This window comes from Burkholderia sp. BCC1988, from assembly GCF_905339895.1.
Taxonomy (GTDB): domain Bacteria; phylum Pseudomonadota; class Gammaproteobacteria; order Burkholderiales; family Burkholderiaceae; genus Burkholderia.
The window spans coordinates 13,913-29,615 of record NZ_CAJPHA010000039.1 but is presented as its reverse complement, the minus strand read 5'-3'; the positions used below and the strand labels follow the sequence as shown (position 1 = coordinate 29,615).

At 67.2% G+C, this 15,703-nt stretch carries 12 protein-coding genes; 2 read left to right on the top strand and 10 right to left on the bottom strand.

From position 1 onward, the window contains the following. The first annotated feature begins 27 nt into the window (after positions 1-27). Positions 28-1,149 (top strand): aromatic ring-hydroxylating dioxygenase subunit alpha, encoded by a 1,122-nt coding sequence (locus U4012_RS34405; protein WP_321804222.1) that lies wholly within the window; start codon positions 28-30, stop codon positions 1,147-1,149. Between the two features lie 76 nt (positions 1,150-1,225). Here the strand turns inward: U4012_RS34405 and hydA are convergent, their stop codons facing one another. The 5 genes from hydA to U4012_RS34380 form a co-directional block, all read right to left on the bottom strand. Next, the gene (gene hydA / locus U4012_RS34400; protein WP_321804220.1) at positions 1,226-2,683 is read right to left on the bottom strand and encodes a dihydropyrimidinase; all 1,458 of its coding nucleotides are present in this window, start codon (positions 2,681-2,683) and stop codon (positions 1,226-1,228) included. A 46-nt stretch (positions 2,684-2,729) separates the two neighbouring features. After that, positions 2,730-4,238, bottom strand: a complete 1,509-nt coding sequence (locus U4012_RS34395) for an NCS1 family nucleobase:cation symporter-1 (RefSeq protein WP_044847211.1) — start codon at positions 4,236-4,238, stop codon at positions 2,730-2,732. A gap of 99 nt (positions 4,239-4,337) precedes the next feature. Further along, complete coding sequence (preA, locus tag U4012_RS34390) at positions 4,338-5,645, bottom strand: NAD-dependent dihydropyrimidine dehydrogenase subunit PreA (RefSeq protein WP_321804217.1); 1,308 nt, start codon at positions 5,643-5,645, stop codon at positions 4,338-4,340. A 73-nt stretch (positions 5,646-5,718) separates the two neighbouring features. After that, positions 5,719-7,056 (bottom strand): NAD(P)-dependent oxidoreductase, encoded by a 1,338-nt coding sequence (locus U4012_RS34385; protein WP_321804215.1) that lies wholly within the window; start codon positions 7,054-7,056, stop codon positions 5,719-5,721. A gap of 129 nt (positions 7,057-7,185) precedes the next feature. Continuing rightward, positions 7,186-8,466, bottom strand: coding sequence for a Zn-dependent hydrolase (locus U4012_RS34380; protein WP_044847208.1), 1,281 nt, complete (start codon positions 8,464-8,466; stop codon positions 7,186-7,188). Positions 8,467-8,828: 362 nt separating this feature from the next. Here U4012_RS34380 and U4012_RS34375 point away from each other — a divergent pair, with 362 nt between their 5' ends. Next, on the top strand, positions 8,829-9,527 hold the full coding sequence (locus U4012_RS34375) for a TetR/AcrR family transcriptional regulator (protein ID WP_124488508.1): 699 nt from the start codon (positions 8,829-8,831) through the stop codon (positions 9,525-9,527). A gap of 35 nt (positions 9,528-9,562) precedes the next feature. Here the strand turns inward: U4012_RS34375 and betA are convergent, their stop codons facing one another. The 5 genes from betA to U4012_RS34350 all read right to left on the bottom strand — a co-directional run bounded on the left by betA (position 9,563) and on the right by U4012_RS34350 (position 15,661). After that, complete coding sequence (betA, locus tag U4012_RS34370) at positions 9,563-11,248, bottom strand: choline dehydrogenase (RefSeq protein WP_321804213.1); 1,686 nt, start codon at positions 11,246-11,248, stop codon at positions 9,563-9,565. 40 nt (positions 11,249-11,288) lie between these two features. Then, on the bottom strand, positions 11,289-12,794 hold the full coding sequence (locus U4012_RS34365) for a purine-cytosine permease family protein (RefSeq protein ID WP_221622576.1): 1,506 nt from the start codon (positions 12,792-12,794) through the stop codon (positions 11,289-11,291). Between the two features lie 158 nt (positions 12,795-12,952). Then, positions 12,953-14,461 carry an aldehyde dehydrogenase family protein gene (locus tag U4012_RS34360; RefSeq protein WP_321804211.1) on the bottom strand — a complete coding sequence of 503 codons (1,509 nt, stop codon included), beginning with the start codon at positions 14,459-14,461 and terminating at the stop codon, positions 12,953-12,955. Positions 14,462-14,574: 113 nt separating this feature from the next. Continuing rightward, the gene (gene speB / locus U4012_RS34355; protein ID WP_321804209.1) at positions 14,575-15,552 is read right to left on the bottom strand and encodes an agmatinase; all 978 of its coding nucleotides are present in this window, start codon (positions 15,550-15,552) and stop codon (positions 14,575-14,577) included. After that, positions 15,533-15,661, bottom strand: a complete 129-nt coding sequence (locus U4012_RS34350; RefSeq protein WP_260427325.1) for a hypothetical protein — start codon at positions 15,659-15,661, stop codon at positions 15,533-15,535. Before U4012_RS34350 ends, speB begins: the two co-directional genes overlap by 20 nt. Positions 15,662-15,703 lie beyond the last annotated feature (42 nt).

Genomic DNA, 15,703 nt, shown 5'->3' with positions numbered 1-15,703 from the left:
TCTCCAGCCAGCCAGGAGGCGTCACGCATGCGCGCAGTGCCTTTGTCTGACAGCAGTGCTCTCGAAGAACCGTCCAGTGGCTCGGTCGTGCGCGACCTGCGCCGCGTGCCCATCCATCCCGATCACTGGTATCCGCTCGCGTGGTCGCGCGAACTCAAGCGCGGCAAGACGCTCGGCGTGCGCTTCGCCGGCGATCCGATCGTGCTCGTGCGCACCGAATCCGGCGCCGTCTACGCGCTCGAAGATCGTTGCGCGCACCGCCAGGTGCCGCTGCATGCGGGCGTCGTGAGCGGCGAAACGCTGCGCTGCTGCTACCACGGCTGGACCTACGCGTGCGACAGCGGCCGCTGTGTCGACGTGCCCTACCTCGGCCGCGAGCGCCTGCCGAACGGCGTGCGCGCGTATCCGTGCCGCGAGGCGCACGGGCTGATCTTCGTGTTCCCCGGCGACGCGACGCTCGCGGACGAACGCCCGTTCCCCGCGCTCGAATCGGCGGACGATCCCGCGTACAAGACGCGCCGCTTCGGTCGCGAGGTCAAGTGCCACTACTCGTTCATGCACGAGAACCTGATGGACATGAACCATCAGTTCCTGCATCGCAAGCAGATGGGACAGATGCGCGCACGCAGCGTCGGCCGCCGGCGCGGCGACGACTGGGTCGAGGTCGACTACACGTTCGCACGCATGGAAGGCAAGCAGCCGGTCGGCGAGGCGCTCGTGTTCGGCGCCAGCAAGAAACCGACCGACCAGGCCGACAAGAGCGTGATGACGGTGCGCACGGGCTACCCGTACCAGACGCTGCAGATCCGCTCGAGCGAAGGCACGCTCGTGATGGACCTGTGGATCGTCTACGTGCCGCTCGACGCGCAACAGCGCACCAACCGCACGTTCGGACTGCTGTCGATCCACAAGCCGGGCATCCCGTTCGCGCTCGATCTCGCGTGGCCGCTGCTGGTCTGGTTCACCGAGCGGATCTTCCGCGAGGATCGCTGGATCGTCGAGCGCGAGCAGGAAGCGCACGACCGGCAAGGCGCCGACTGGAACCACGAGGTGTTTCCGGTCATCAACGAACTGCGCGACCTGCTGCGCCAGTGCGGCGCGCGCACCGTGATTCCGATCCGCGAGGCAAACACCGGCGACGCGCGCTGACTGCGCAGCGCGCGTGCCCGTTTCGAGCCCGTTTCGAGCCCGTTGCGAACCGGCCTCGAGCCGGTTTCGTGCGCGTTCAGCCGGCGCGCTCGACCGGATGCGGCTCGCGCAGCCGGTTCGCGATGCGCGCGGCCTCGTAGTAGCCGGCCGCGGGCGGCCGCTTCAGGTAACGCCCCGCACCGCGCACGGCACGCAGCTCGCCGTCGGCCCACGCGAGCGCGCCGCGCGTGAGCGTGTGGGTCGCGACGCCCTGCACCGTCATCCCTTCGAACACGTTGAAGTCGACCTGCTGGTGATGGGTCTTCACCGAGATCGTCTTCGTCGCGGCCGGGTCCCATACGACCAGGTCGGCATCGGCGCCGACCTGCACCGCCCCCTTGCGCGGATACAGGTTGAAGATCTGCGCGGCGTTCGTCGACGTGATCCGCACGAACTCGTTCGGCGTGATGCGGCCTTGATTCACGCCGTGATGCCACAGCACCGACATGCGGTCCTCGACGCCGCCGCAGCCGTTCGGGATCTTCGTGAAGTCCGCGCGGCCCATCGCCTTCTGCGACGCGCAGAACACGCAGTGATCGGTCGCCGTCGTCTGCAGCTGCCCGGCCTGCAGCCCGCGCCACAGCGCCTCGCGATGCGCGGCCGAGCGGAACGGCGGGCTCATCACGTGCGCGGCCGCACGCGTCCAGTCCGGGTCACGATACACGGCCTCGTCGATCACCAGATGGCCCGGCAGCACCTCGCCGAACACGCGCAGCCCCTCGCTGCGCGCGCGCGTGATCGCATCGACCGCGTCCTTCGACGACACGTGCACGATATACACCGGCACGCCGAGCACCTGCGCGATGCGGATCGCACGGTTCGCGGCCTCGCCTTCGACCTCCGGCGGGCGCGACAGCGGATGCGCCTCCGGCCCCGTCATCCCGCGCGCGAGCAGCGCCTTCTGCAACTGGAACACGAGCTCGCCATTCTCCGCGTGCACGGTCGGCAGCGCGCCGAGTTCGAGCGAACGCGAGAAGCTGTTCACGAGCACCTCGTCGTCGGCCATGATCGCGTTCTTGTACGCCATGAAGTGCTTGAAGCTCGACACGCCGTGCTCGCGCACGAGCGTGCCCATGTCGCGGTGCACCGATTCGTCCCACCACGTGACGGCCACGTGGAAGCCGTAGTCGGCGGCCGCCTTCTCGGCCCAGCCGCGCCATTCGTGAAACGCGTCCATCAGCGGCTGCTTCGGGCTCGGAATCACGAAGTCGATGATGCTCGTCGTGCCTCCCGACAGCCCCGCGGCCGTACCCGAATAGAAATCGTCGCTCGCCGTCGTGCCCATGAACGGCAGTTCCATGTGCGTATGCGGATCGATGCCGCCCGGCATCACGTACTGGTCGTGCGCGTCGACCACCGTCGCGCCGGCCGGCGCGTCGATCGTCTCGGCGATCTGCAGGATCGTGCCGCCGTCCTGCGGGTCGGCACACAGTACGTCCGCGCGATAAGTGCGGTCCGCATCGACCACGGTGCCGCCGCGAATCAGGATTGCCATGTCGTTGCCTCCTCGTTGACTGTCGGGTGCCGCATGCGTTCGCGCATCACGCGTTCGCGATCTGCGCGCGCTGCGCCGCACGCCACTTCATCCAGGTGCCGTACACGCCGGACGCCAGCACGAGGCCGACGAACCATGCATATGTGTAAAGCGTGTTGAAGAACGCCGGCACGTTCGGAAACGACGCCGGGAATGCGGTGTGCAGGAAGCCGGGCAGGTTCGGCAGCACGCCGATGGCGAGCGCCGCCAGTGCGGCCGGGTTCCAGCCGCGCGCATAGCTGAAGTCGCCGCGCTCGTCGAACAGCGCGCGCGTGTCGAGCCGCGTGCCGCGAATCAGGAAGTAGTCGACCATCAGGATGCCCGCGACCGGCCCGAGCAGCGCCGAATAGCCGACGAGCCAGGTGAAGATGTAGCCGTCCGTCGTTGCGAGGATCTTCCACGGCATCATCACGATCGCGATCGTTGCGGTGATCATGCCGCCGGCGCGATACGAGATCGCCTTCGGCCACAGGCTCGAGAAATCGTATGCGGGGCCGACGAGGTTCGCCGCGAGGTTGCAGCACATCGTGTCGAGCGTGAGGATCACGAGCGCGATGCCCACGCCGATGCCGGTCATCCGGCTCGTCAGGTCGATCGGATCCCAGATCGCGTTGCCGTAGATCACGACGGTGGCCGACGTCACGACGACCGACACCACCGACAGCAGCGCCATCGGCAGCGGCAACCCGATCGACTGCCCGATCATCTGGTCGCGCTGCGAATGCGCGAAGCGCGTGAAGTCGGGAATGTTCAACGCGAGCGTCGCCCAGAAGCCGACCATCGCGGTCAGGCCCGGCCAGAACGTCGCCCAGAACAGCCCGGCCTTCTTGCCGCCCGCGACGAACTGCGACGGCGCCGACAGCATCGAGCCGACGCCGCCCGCCTGCGACGTCGCCCACCACACGAGCGCGACGCACATCACGACCTTGATCGGCGCGGACCAGCTTTCGAGCCAGCGGATCGAATCGGTGCCGTGCAGGATGAAGTACAGCTGCAGCGCCCAGAACACGAGGAAGCACGCGAGCTGCCCGAGCGAGATGCCGACGAGCGGCAGCGCGGCGCCGTGCAGCGCGTTGCCGGTCAGGATGTTCAGCAGCGTGTAGATCGCGCTGCCGCCGAGCCAGGTCTGGATGCCGTACCAGCCGCACGCGACGATCGCGCGCAACAGCGCGGGCAGCTTCGCGCCCTGCGTGCCGAACGACGCCCGCACGAGCACCGCGTACGGAATCCCGTGCTTCGCGCCCGCATGACCGATCAACAGCATCGGCACGAGCACGATCAGGTTGCCGAGCAGCACCGTCAGCACCGCCTGCCACGGCGACATGCCTTCCTGGATCAGCCCGGCCGCGAGCATGTACGACGCGATGTTCATCACCATCCCGACCCACAGCGCCGCGAAGTGATACCAGCGCCACGTGCGCTGCGCCGCCGTCGTCGGCGCGAGGTCGTCGTTGTACAGGCTGCCGGCCGGCGCCGCGGCGCTGTCGGGTTCGGCGGGAATCGCTGCTGGTTTCATCGAATGCGCTCCACGTAAACGTCGACGCCGGCATCGTGAGATGCCGGCAGAACAGGATACAAGCGGCAGCGCGGGCGATACCGCGCCGCCGGACGTCGGTCAGGCCGCCTTCGCGTGCTTCGCGGGTTCCGCCGGGCTCGCACCCGCATCAGCCCGCGCCGGGTTGTTCGGATGCGTGGTCCAGTTCGCGTAGTCGCCCGCGTCGACCCGCTCCATCGTGATGCATTGCTCGACCGGACACACATGCATGCAAAGATTGCACCCGACGCACGCCGCGTCCACCACTTCGAAATGCCGCACGCCGTCCTTCACGGCGGTGATCGCCTGGTGCGACGTGTCCTCGCATGCGATATGGCACAGCCCGCACTGGATGCAGCGGTCCTGGTCGATGCGCGCCTTGATGTCGTACTTCAGGTTCAGGTATTTCCAGTCGGTGACGTTCGGTACCGCGCGGCCGCGTATGTCGTCGAGCGTCGCGTAGCCCTTCTCGTCCATCCAGTTCGACAGCCCGTCGACGAGATCCGACACGATCCGGAATCCGTAATGCATCGCGGCGGTGCACACCTGCACGCTGCCGGCGCCGAGCACCATGAACTCGGCCGCGTCGCGCCACGACGAAATCCCGCCGATGCCGGAGATCGGCAGGTTCGGCGTCTCCGGGTCGCGCGCGATCTCGGCGACCATGTTCAGCGCGATCGGCTTGACCGCCGGGCCGCAATAACCGCCGTGCGTGCCCTTGCCGTCGACGGTCGGCATCGGCGCCATCTGGTCGAGGTCCACCGCGACGATCGAGTTGATCGTGTTGATCAGCGACACGCCGTCCGCGCCGCCCTTGTACGCGGCGCGCGAGCCCATCCGGATGTCGCTGATGTTCGGCGTGAGTTTCACGAGACACGGCAGCTTCGTGCCTTCCTTGACCCAGCGCGTGACCATCTCGACGTATTCCGGCACCTGGCCGACCGCCGCGCCCATCCCGCGCTCGCTCATCCCGTGCGGGCAGCCGAAGTTCAGCTCGACCGCATCGGCGCCCGTATCCTCGACGAGCGGCAGGATCCATTTCCAGTCGCGCTCGTTGCACGGCACCATCAGCGACACGATCAGCGCGCGGTCGGGCCAGTCGCGCTTCACCTGCGCGATCTCCTTCAGGTTCACGTCGAGCGGCCGGTCGGTGATCAGCTCGATGTTGTTCAGCCCCGCGATCCGCTGGCCGTTCCACTGCACCGCGCCGTAGCGCGAGCTGACGTTGACGACGTGCGGATCGAGCCCGAGCGTCTTCCACACGACGCCGCCCCAGCCCGCCTCGAATGCGCGGTTGACGTTGTATGCCTTGTCGGTCGGCGGCGCGGAGGCCAGCCAGAACGGATTCGGCGAAGTGATGCCTGCGATGGTGCAGCGAAGGTTGGCCATGTTCGGCTCCGTGTCGGTGAGAGCGTTTATCGTGGTGCGCGCGAGGTCCGCGGTGCAGGTGCGTATCGCGCGCTCACGCGGCCCGGGCGTCGCGCTGCGCGAGCGCCGCGTCGATCGCGGCCGCCGCGCGCTTGCCGTCCTGCACGGCCTGCACCGTCAGGTCGATGCCGCCCGTCGCCGCGCAATCGCCGCCGGCCCACACGTCGGGCAAGGCCGTACGCCCGTCCGCGTCGACCGCGATGCGCGACCCGTCCTCGGTCAGCAGCGTGGCCGCGACACCGTCCGGCACCAGCGTCTGGCCGATCGCCTTCAGCACCATGTCCGCGTCGACGGTGAAGCGCTCACCCGACGCGGCCTCGAATTCGACGCCCGTCACGTGCCCGTTCGCGCCCGCGATGCGCACCGGTTTTGCGTGCGTGACGAGCGTGACGCCGCACTTCTGCGCGAACTCACGTTCGGCCCAGGTCGCGCTCATCGCGTCCACGCCGCGCCGGTACACCATCGTCACGCGCTGCGCGCCGAGCTTGCGGCTCTGCACGGACGCGTCGATCGCCGTGTTGCCGCCGCCGATCACGACCACGCGCCGCCCGACCGGCACGTTCTCCAGCGCGTCGGCCTGCCGCACTTGCTCGATGAAGTCGACCGCATTCATCACGCCGGTCAATTGCTCGCCGTCGATCGCGAGCGTGCGCACGCCGCCGAGGCCCATCGCGAGAAACACCGCGTCGTGCCGCTCGCGCAGCGCGTCGAGCGTCACGTCGCGGCCGAGCGCGACGCCCGTCTCCAGCGCGATGCCGCCGACCGACAGCAACCACTCGACTTCGCGCTGCGCGAAATCGTCGACGGTCTTGTACGCGGCGATCCCGTATTCGTTCAGGCCGCCCGCCTTCGGTCGCGCATCGAACAGCGTGACGCGATGCCCGGCGAGCGCGAGCCGGTGCGCGCACGCGAGCCCGGCCGGCCCCGCGCCGACCACCGCGACGTGCCGCCCCGTATCGGGCGCACGCGTGAAGCGCACCGCGCCGCTCGCCATCGCCCAGTCGGTCGCGTGGCGCTGCAGCGCGCCGATCGCGACCGGCTGCGCATCCTGGTGATTGCGCACGCACGCGCCTTCGCACAGGATCTCGGTCGGGCACACGCGTGCGCACATCCCGCCGAGCGGATTCGCGGACAGGATGTCGGTCGCGGCGCCCTTCAGGTTGCCGTTGCCGATCTTGCGGATGAAGCCCGGGATGTCGATCTGCGTCGGGCAGGCCTGCACGCACGGCGCGTCGTAGCAGTAGTGGCAGCGGCTGGCGGCGGCCGCGGCGGCTGTCGGATCGAGCAGCGGCGCGATATCGGCGAATTCACACGAGAGTTGCGTGGACGACAGGCGATGCGCGGCGATATCGCCGGTTGACTGGGTGGTCATACGCGTTCCTTCGACTGGGTGGAGACAAAGCCGTCCCCGCCGGCTGCGAATGCACAGTCGGGGCGGTCATGCTTTGGAATGCCAATGTCACGCAGTGCGCAGCCTGCCGGCCGCGCCATATCCCGTCCGTCATGAAGCCGGCTCGCAGGCACGCGACAGCATCGCGTGCAGCAGCACGTTCGCGCCGGCCTCGATCCACGCAGGCGTCGCGTCCTCGATCTCGTTGTGGCTGATGCCGTCGACGCAGGGTACGAACACCATCGACGTCGGCGCCACCTGCGCCAGGTAGCACGCGTCGTGCCCCGCACCCGACACGATGTCGCGATGCGAGTAGCCGAAGCGCTCGGCCGCGTCGCGCACGGCCGCCACGCAGGCCGGATCGAACGCGACCGGCTCGTAGTAGAAAATCTGCTCGAGCTCGGTTTCGAGCCCGATCTCGCCCGCGATGCGCGCGACGCCGTCGCGCAGCGCGGCGTCCATCTTCGCGAGCACGGCGTCGTCCGGATGACGGAAATCGACGGTGAAGAACACGCGGCCCGGAATCACGTTGCGCGAGTTCGGGTGAACCTGCATCATCCCGACCGTCGCGCAGCCGAACGGCGCGTGATCGAGGCCGATCCGGTTGACGAGATCCACCACGCGCGACGCCCCGAGCAGCGCGTCGCGGCGGCGCGGCATCGGCGTCGGCCCCGCGTGCGCTTCCTGGCCGGTGAACGTGATCTCGTACCAGCGCTGCCCCTGCGCGTCCGTCACGACGCCGATCGTCTTGCACTCGGCCTCGAGAATCGGCCCCTGCTCGATATGCAGCTCGAACGCCGCGTGCAGCTTGCGGCCGCCGCACGGCACGTCGCCCGCGTAGCCGATGCGCGCGAGTTCCTCGCCGATCGTCTTGCCGTCGACGTCCTTGCGCGACAGCCCGTACTCGAGCGTAAACACGCCGGCGAACACGCCCGACGCGACCATCGCCGGCGCGAAGCGCGAGCCTTCCTCGTTGGTCCAGATCACGACCTCGACCGGGTGTTCGGTCTCGATGCCGCGATCGTTCAGCGTGCGAATCACTTCGAGACCGCCGAGCACGCCGTAGATGCCGTCGAAGCGGCCGCCTGTCGGCTGCGAGTCCGCGTGCGACCCGGTGACGACCGGCGCCGCGTCGGCCACGCGGCCCGCGCGGCGCATGAACACGTTGCCCATCGTATCGACCGTCACCGCGCAGCCGGCGGCTTTCGCCCAGCCGACGATCAGGTCGCGGCCAGCCTTGTCGAGATCGGTCAGCGCGAGGCGGCAGACGCCGCCTTTCGGCGTCGCGCCGATCTTCGCGACCTCCATCAGGCTGTCCCACAACCGCCTGCCGTCGACCTTGATCGACGTGTCGAATCCTGCCCGCTTCACTGTTTCCGATACCGTGTCCATTCGTATCGCTCCTGTGGGGTCGGTCATGCCGTCATCCCGGCCGATGCCGGTGCGCGCATGCAGCCGTCGGGGCAAACCCGCACCTGCGAGGTGCAGATGCGCATCGTTCGCGCGATTCGTCCGATCAAACGGCGTCAGGGTTGGCACTACGTTCCGCCGCTCGTCGAATCCTGTCCGATTGGACAGGTTTTAGACGATCAAAATGCGCAGCGCAATGTCTTTCTTGCGTGAATCGATCGAGCGAGAAACGTGCCACCGCATCGCAGCACCGCGCGCGCACCGATGTGTTCGCGCGTGCGTTCGATGCGAACCAGCGGCTAGAATGAAGCCCAACGCGGCATGCATGCCGCGCGAGGGCAACGATGAGACATGACCAGGCGGCCGCCGACACCATCGGCGACGACGAAACGGGCACGCCTTTGCGGCGACGCAAGGCACACATTCGCGAGTCCAACGAAGCGCATCTGCTGGCCTGCGCGGAAGCCGTGTTCGCGGAGCGCGGGCTCGACGGCGCGAGCACCGCGATGATCGCGGAGCGCGCGGGCCTGCCGAAGGCGAACCTGCATTACTACTTCCCGACGAAGCTTGCGCTGTACCGCCGTGTGCTCGACGACCTGTTCGAAGACTGGCACCGCGCGGCCGGATCGTTCGAGACCGGCGACGATCCGGTCGAAGCGATCGCCAGCTACGTGCGCGCGAAGATGGATCTGTCGCGACGGCGCCCGCTCGGCTCGAAGGTCTGGGCCAACGAGATCATCCACGGCGCCGCGCACATGCAGGACATCCTGTCGGAGCGCGTGAAGCCGTGGTTCGACACGCGCGTGAAGGTGATCGAAGGCTGGATCGCGCGCGGCCTGCTCGCGCCGATCGATCCGCACGCGTTGATGTACCTGATCTGGGCGACCACCCAGCACTATGCGGATTTCGATGCGCAGATCCGCGCGCTGAGCGGCAAGCGTGCGCTCACGCAGAAGGCTTTCGCCGAGACGACCGAAGAGGTCGTGCAGCTCGTGATCCGCGCGTGTGGCGCGGTGTCGCCGGAGGCGGCGCGCGATCGGTGACGTGACCGCCGAACGCGCGCCGCCGTGCGCCGCGCTTAAGCGGCCACCTTGCGCTTGGGAACGCCCGTGCGCTGCTGCGCTTCCCAGTTCTCGACGAAGCCGACCGACGCATCGGACGGCGCGAGCGTCTTCCGCCCGCGCACCAGATCGGCCGCCCGCTCGGCCAGCATGATGGTCGGCGCGTTCAGGTTCCCGTTCGGCTCGGTCGGAAACACCGACGAATCGATGACGCGCAGGCCCTGAACGCCGCGCACGCGCAATTCCGAATCCACCACGGCCATCGCGTCCTCGCCCATCCGGCACGAGCCGCACGGATGCATCGTGCTTTCCATGTTGGCACGCACGAACGCATCGATCTCGTCGTCCGTCGTCACGTCCGGGCCGGGTGCCAGCTCCACGCCGCGGAAGCGATCCATGGCCGGCTGCCCGACGATCTCGCGCGTGAGGCGCACGCAGCGACGGAACCCCTCGCGATCTTCCTCGCGGTCGAGATAGTTGAACCGGATCTCCGGATGCTCGTACGGATCGGCGGAGCGAACCCGAACGTGCCCGCGGCTCTTGGGCTTGTTCGGCCCCGTGAGCACCATGAAGCCGTGCCCCTTGTACGGCTTGTCGCCGTCGTAACGCATCGCCGCCGGCAGGAAGTGGAACTGGATGTCGGGCCAGCGCAGCCCTGCTTCGGAACGGATGAACCCGCCTGCCTCGAAATGGTTGCTGGCACCCAACCCGTCCTTGAACAGCAGCCAGCGCAGGCCGATCATCGCCTTGCCGAGCAGCCCCATCTTGCCGTTGAGCGACACCGGCTCCTTGCACTCGTATTGAATGTAGATTTCCGAGTGATCCTGAAGATTCTCGCCGACGCCCGGCAGGTCGTGCACGACCTCGATCCCTGCCTTGTTCAACACGTCGGCCGGCCCGATCCCCGAGCGCTGCAGCAGATGCGGCGAGCCGATCGGCCCCGACGACACCAGCACTTCGCGCGTGCAGCGTACCGTGTGCTGGACGCCGCCCTGCTCGTAGACCACGCCGACCGCGCGCTTGCCTTCCATCACGATCCGGCGCGTCATCGCATGGGTGAGAACGGTCAGGTTGGGTCGCTGCATCGCCGGGCGCAGGTACGCGTTCGCGGTCGACCACCGAACGCCGTTCTTGACCGTCATGTGCATCGCGCCGAACCCTTCCTGCATGTAGCCGTTGCAGTCGTCGGTCTTGATGTAGCCGGCCTCGGCCCCCGCTTCCACCCATGCGCCGTACAGCGGGTTCTGCATGTTGTTGCCGTTGTTGGTGCTCAGCGGGCCGTCCGCGCCGCGATATTCGTCACCGCCGAACTTGTAGCTCTCGGCCTTGCGGAAATACGGCAGGCAGTTGCGGTATCCCCAGTCGCGCGCGCCGAGCGATTCCCATTCGTCGAAATCGCACGCATGCCCGCGAATGTAGACCAGGCCGTTGATCGACGACGAGCCGCCGAGCACCTTGCCGCGCGGGCAATGCAGGCGGCGTCCGTCCAGGTTCCGTTCCGGCGCCGTCTCGTAGTGCCAGTTGAACCGCTTCGTGTTCATCGGCATCGAGAACGCGCTCGGCATCTGGATGATCACGCTGCGATCGCTTCCGCCGTACTCCAGAACCAGCACGCTGACGTTCGAATCCTCGGTCAGGCGGTTCGCCAGCACGCATCCCGCCGACCCGGCGCCCACAATGATGTAGTCGTAGTATTTAGTCATCTTGATTATCCTGCTCGATGAATGATCCTGGCGTGGCGGGTCAGCCGCGCTTTTTCTCGCCGGTGGTGAACTCCGGCATGTGCGCTTCGATGTGCGCGATTTCCGCTTCCTCGCGCCGCAGGTCGAGCGACCGGCACAGCACGTAGTACGCGAGCGCCGAGACGATCAGCCCCACCAGCCAGGCCAGGTCGACACTGCCCATCGCCTTCGCGAGCGGGCCGACATAGACCTCGCGGTCGCCGTCGAAGATGCAGAAGAACGGCACCATCGACACGAACCCGATCAGGTACGAAAGCAGGCCGCGTCCGCCCCAGTTCCCGTACAGGCTGTCGCGCGGGCGAAAGAAATGCGGCACCGCGTAACGCCCCTTGCGCACGAAGAAGTAGTCGGTCAGGTTGACTGCCGTCCACGGCACCAGGAAATACAGCATCACCACCAGATAGATGTTGAGCACCGACAGGCCGGAACCGGACGCGTAGATGCGCATCGCCACGCCGAACTGCAGCAGCACGACGAAGACGATCGCCGCGATCCGTGCCTTCGCGGTCGGCTCCACCTTCCGGAACGAGTCCACGCTGGTGATGGCCGTCAGCTTCGCGCTGTAGATGTTCATCGCGATCACCGGCAGGAACGCGACGATCGTGATGGCCACGACCGCCGTGCCCAGCTGCGGCGCGATTCCGGCACCCACGCCGTGGAGCGCGACGAGCACATCGGTCGCATGCAGGTGCGCACCGAGCCATCCGCCCACCGCGATCATCCACGCGCCGGACAGCGATGCCCCGACGAACACCGCGGCGATCAGCCTGCCGCTCGGCGTGTTCTTCGGCAGGTAGCGCGAATAGTCCGACACGTACGGCGCATACGCGATGTTGTAGCTGGCCGCCGCCGCGAACTGCGCGATGAAGCCGGTCCAGTTGAAGCCCAGCTTCGCGACCGGCGCACCGGCCGCCGCCGGCGCGTCATGGATCCAGCCGGCCAGCACCGCCAGCGTCACGAGGCCGTAAAGCGGCAGCGAAAGATACAACGACCATTTGAACGTCCGGTGCATCCAGTCGTGTCCGAGGATCGCGAGGATCGTGGCCGGCACCGTCACGACCAGCGCGACCTGCAGCGGATCCCAATGGAACAGCGTCCTGAGGCCCTGCATCATCAATACCAGGTTGACGATGTTGAAGCCCGCGAAGACGAACAACGTCGCGAGCAGCACGAGCACGACGCCGCGATAACCGAACTGCGCGCGCGACTGGATCATCTGCGGCAAGCCGAGATGCGGTCCCTGCGAGCCGTGGAACGCCATGAACAGCGTGCCGAACATGATGCCGAGCGTGCCCGAGACGGTGGTCCAGAACGAATCGAGACCGACGCTCGGCCCGACGAAGCCGATCGTCATCGTGAAGAACGTGAAGTTCCCGACGAACCAGAACGGCCCCTGGCTGGCCAGCCGGTCGGTACGCTCGCTTTCCGGGACGAAGTCGATCGAGTGCGCCTCGATGGCACCGTGGTCGCCGCGCGGCGCCTTCAATACGTTTGTTTCTGCCTGCATGTCGTACCCCATGATCGCAAAGGGCTAAGCAGAGCGAATTCCCCGGACCGGTCCGGACGAACGGGTCGAGAAGATTTCGCATCGGAATCAGGCCGCCTTCGGCCGGCTGCAGGCTTGCCGTGCATGCCGGCCGAAGGCGGCACATCACGTGCAACCGGTCAGGGAAGCGTGATGCAGACTGACTTGGTCTCCATCAGATAGTCGAGCTGTTCCGGCCCGAGATCCTTGCCGAACCCGGACGTCTTGAACCCGCCGAACGGCAGCGCCGGATCGATGGTGCTGTGCGCATTCACATAGACCGTGCCCGCCTGCAACCGCGGAATCAGGCCGTGCACGCGGCCCAGGTCGTTCGAGTAGATCGCGGCGGCCAGGCCGAACGACGAATCGTTCGCGAGCGCCACGGCCTCGTCGAGCGTGTCGAACGGCGCGGTCACGAGCACCGGGCCGAAGATTTCCTCGCGGACGATCCGCATGTCGGGACGGCAATGCGCGAAGATCGTCGGTTCGACGAAGTGCCCCGGGCCCGCATGGGCGCGGCCGCCGTAGTAGCATTCGGCGCCTTCCCGGATGCCGGATTCGATGTACGACAGGACCGTGTCCTTTTGCCTGGCGGACACGAGCGGGCTGATGAAGCAATCGCGATCCAGCCCGGGGGCGATCTTCAACGTCGCCGTGTAGTCGGCGAGCGCCGCGAGGAAGCGGTCATGGATGTCGCGGTGGATGTAGGCCCGCGTGCCCGCGTCGCACACCTGGCCGGAGTTGAAGAACACGCCGTTGGCCACGGCCTGCGCGGCGGCGTCAATATCGGCGTCATCCAGCACGATGACCGGGGACTTCCCGCCGAGTTCGAGCGTCACGCGCTTGATGTGCCGCACCGCGTTCTGCCCGACGTCGCGCCCGACCGGCGTCGAACCCGTGAAGGTCAGCTTGTCGATGCCCGGGTGGCTCGCCATCGCGGCGCCGATCACGCTGCCGCGACCGGTCACGATGTTGACCACCCCGTCCGGAATGCCGGCTTCCTGCACCAGTTCGGCAAAGCGCAGCGTCGACAGCGACGTGAGTTCGGCCGGCTTCACGACCGTCGTGCAGCCGACCGCCAGCGCGGCCGCCAGCTTCCAGGCCATGGTCTGCAGCGGATAGTTCCACGGCACGATCGCGCCCACGACACCGATCGGCTCCTTGCGCGTATAAGCCAGATAGTTGCCCGGCAGCGACGGCTCGACCGTGCGGCCGTGCAGCTTGGATGCCCAGCCGGCGAAATAGCGGAACGTGTCGACCGTGCCCTGGATGTCGATCGCGCGGGCCTGCGCGACGGACTTGCCCATGTCGATCGACTCGATCTCCGCGAGTTCGTCCGCGTGCGCCTCGATCAGGTCGGCCAGCCGGTGCAGCAGCCGCTCGCGCTCCAGCGGCTTGAGGCGGCGCCATTCGCCGTGATCGAACTGGTGGCGGGCGGCGGCGACGGCACGGTCGAGATCGGCCGGCGTCGCGAACGGAATCTGCGTGATGACGCCCTCGGTCGACGGCTCGGTGACGGCGCTGAACTGGCCGTCGCTGCCGTCCACCCACGCGCCGCCGATGAACATCTTCATCGGCTTGGCGAGAAAGTTGCGGGTCGCCTGGGAAACATCGTGACGATCGAGATATTGCGCGACTACGGCATCCATGTTGATCTTCCTTGATAGCCTGCCCGGCGCCTCTCGGCGAGGTCCCCCGGGCCGTACGGTAGTGACTTCGGGCGTCCCGCGAGACGTCGCGCCCGATTCCTGATATGAATGTCTCAGCGGGCGCGGGCCAGGCTGCGCGCGTGGAAAATGAAACCGATGCTGTTCATCAGCAGTTGCGCGGCCAGGATCGACGTCGTGCCGGTCGGATCGTAAGCCGGCGCCACTTCCACCAGGTCCATGCCGACGATGCTTCCGTGGCTGCGCTTCGCGAGCGCCTGGATGATCTCGAGCACTTCGTAGTACTGGAAACCGCCGTGGCTCGGCGTGCCGGTTCCCGGCGCGATCGACGGATCGAAGCCGTCGATGTCGATCGTGATGTAGTAGGCGCCGCGCTGCGGAATCTGCTCGAGCACGCCGTCGGTGCCGAGGCGCCGGACATCGCGCACGGACAGGATGTTGGAACCCGCGGCACGGGCCGCGTCATAGTCGCTGCGGTTGGATGACGAGACGTTGCGGATGCCGAGCTGCGTCATGCCGACGATATGGTCCATCTCGGAGGCCCGGCGCAGCGGGTTGCCGTGTCCGTATCGCACGCCGTGGCGTTCGTCGACGAAGTCGAGGTGCGCATCGAAATGCACGATGTGAATCAGCCCGCGGCCTTCGAACGCCTTGATCACCGGCGCATGCACCGAATGATCGCCGCCGAGCACTACCGGCATCGCCCCGCCGGCGAGAATCTTGCGCACGGCCAGTTCGATGTTCGCGTTGCTCGTGGCCATGTCGGTGTGCACGATGTCCGCATCGCCGACGTCCACCATGCGAACCTGGTCCTCGGTCAGGTAGAGCACGTCGTCTTCGTGATCGTACGCGCCCGCGTGCCCGAACGAAAACAGCGTCGACGCCTCGCGAATGCCGCGCGGGCCGAAGCGCGCGCCCGAGCGCCACTGGGTGCCCATGTCGTTGGGCGCACCCAGGATCGCGACGTCCGCGTCGATGTTCTCCCAGTCGAGACACACCGGCGCCTTCGCAAAGGTGCAGTGACCGACGAACGGCAGGTTGAGCCTGCCCTTTTCATAGCTGTTGTTCTGCATTGTCTCCGTCTCCATCCGTATGCGGATTCGTCTTCGGCGCACGGCCATCCATGCGCTTGCCTTTGCGGTCACTATGGGCAAAAATTTTTTCCGGAAAAATAGCAGGCATCAGATGTCCATATCGGATATTCCGATGTGACGGACGGAGGAG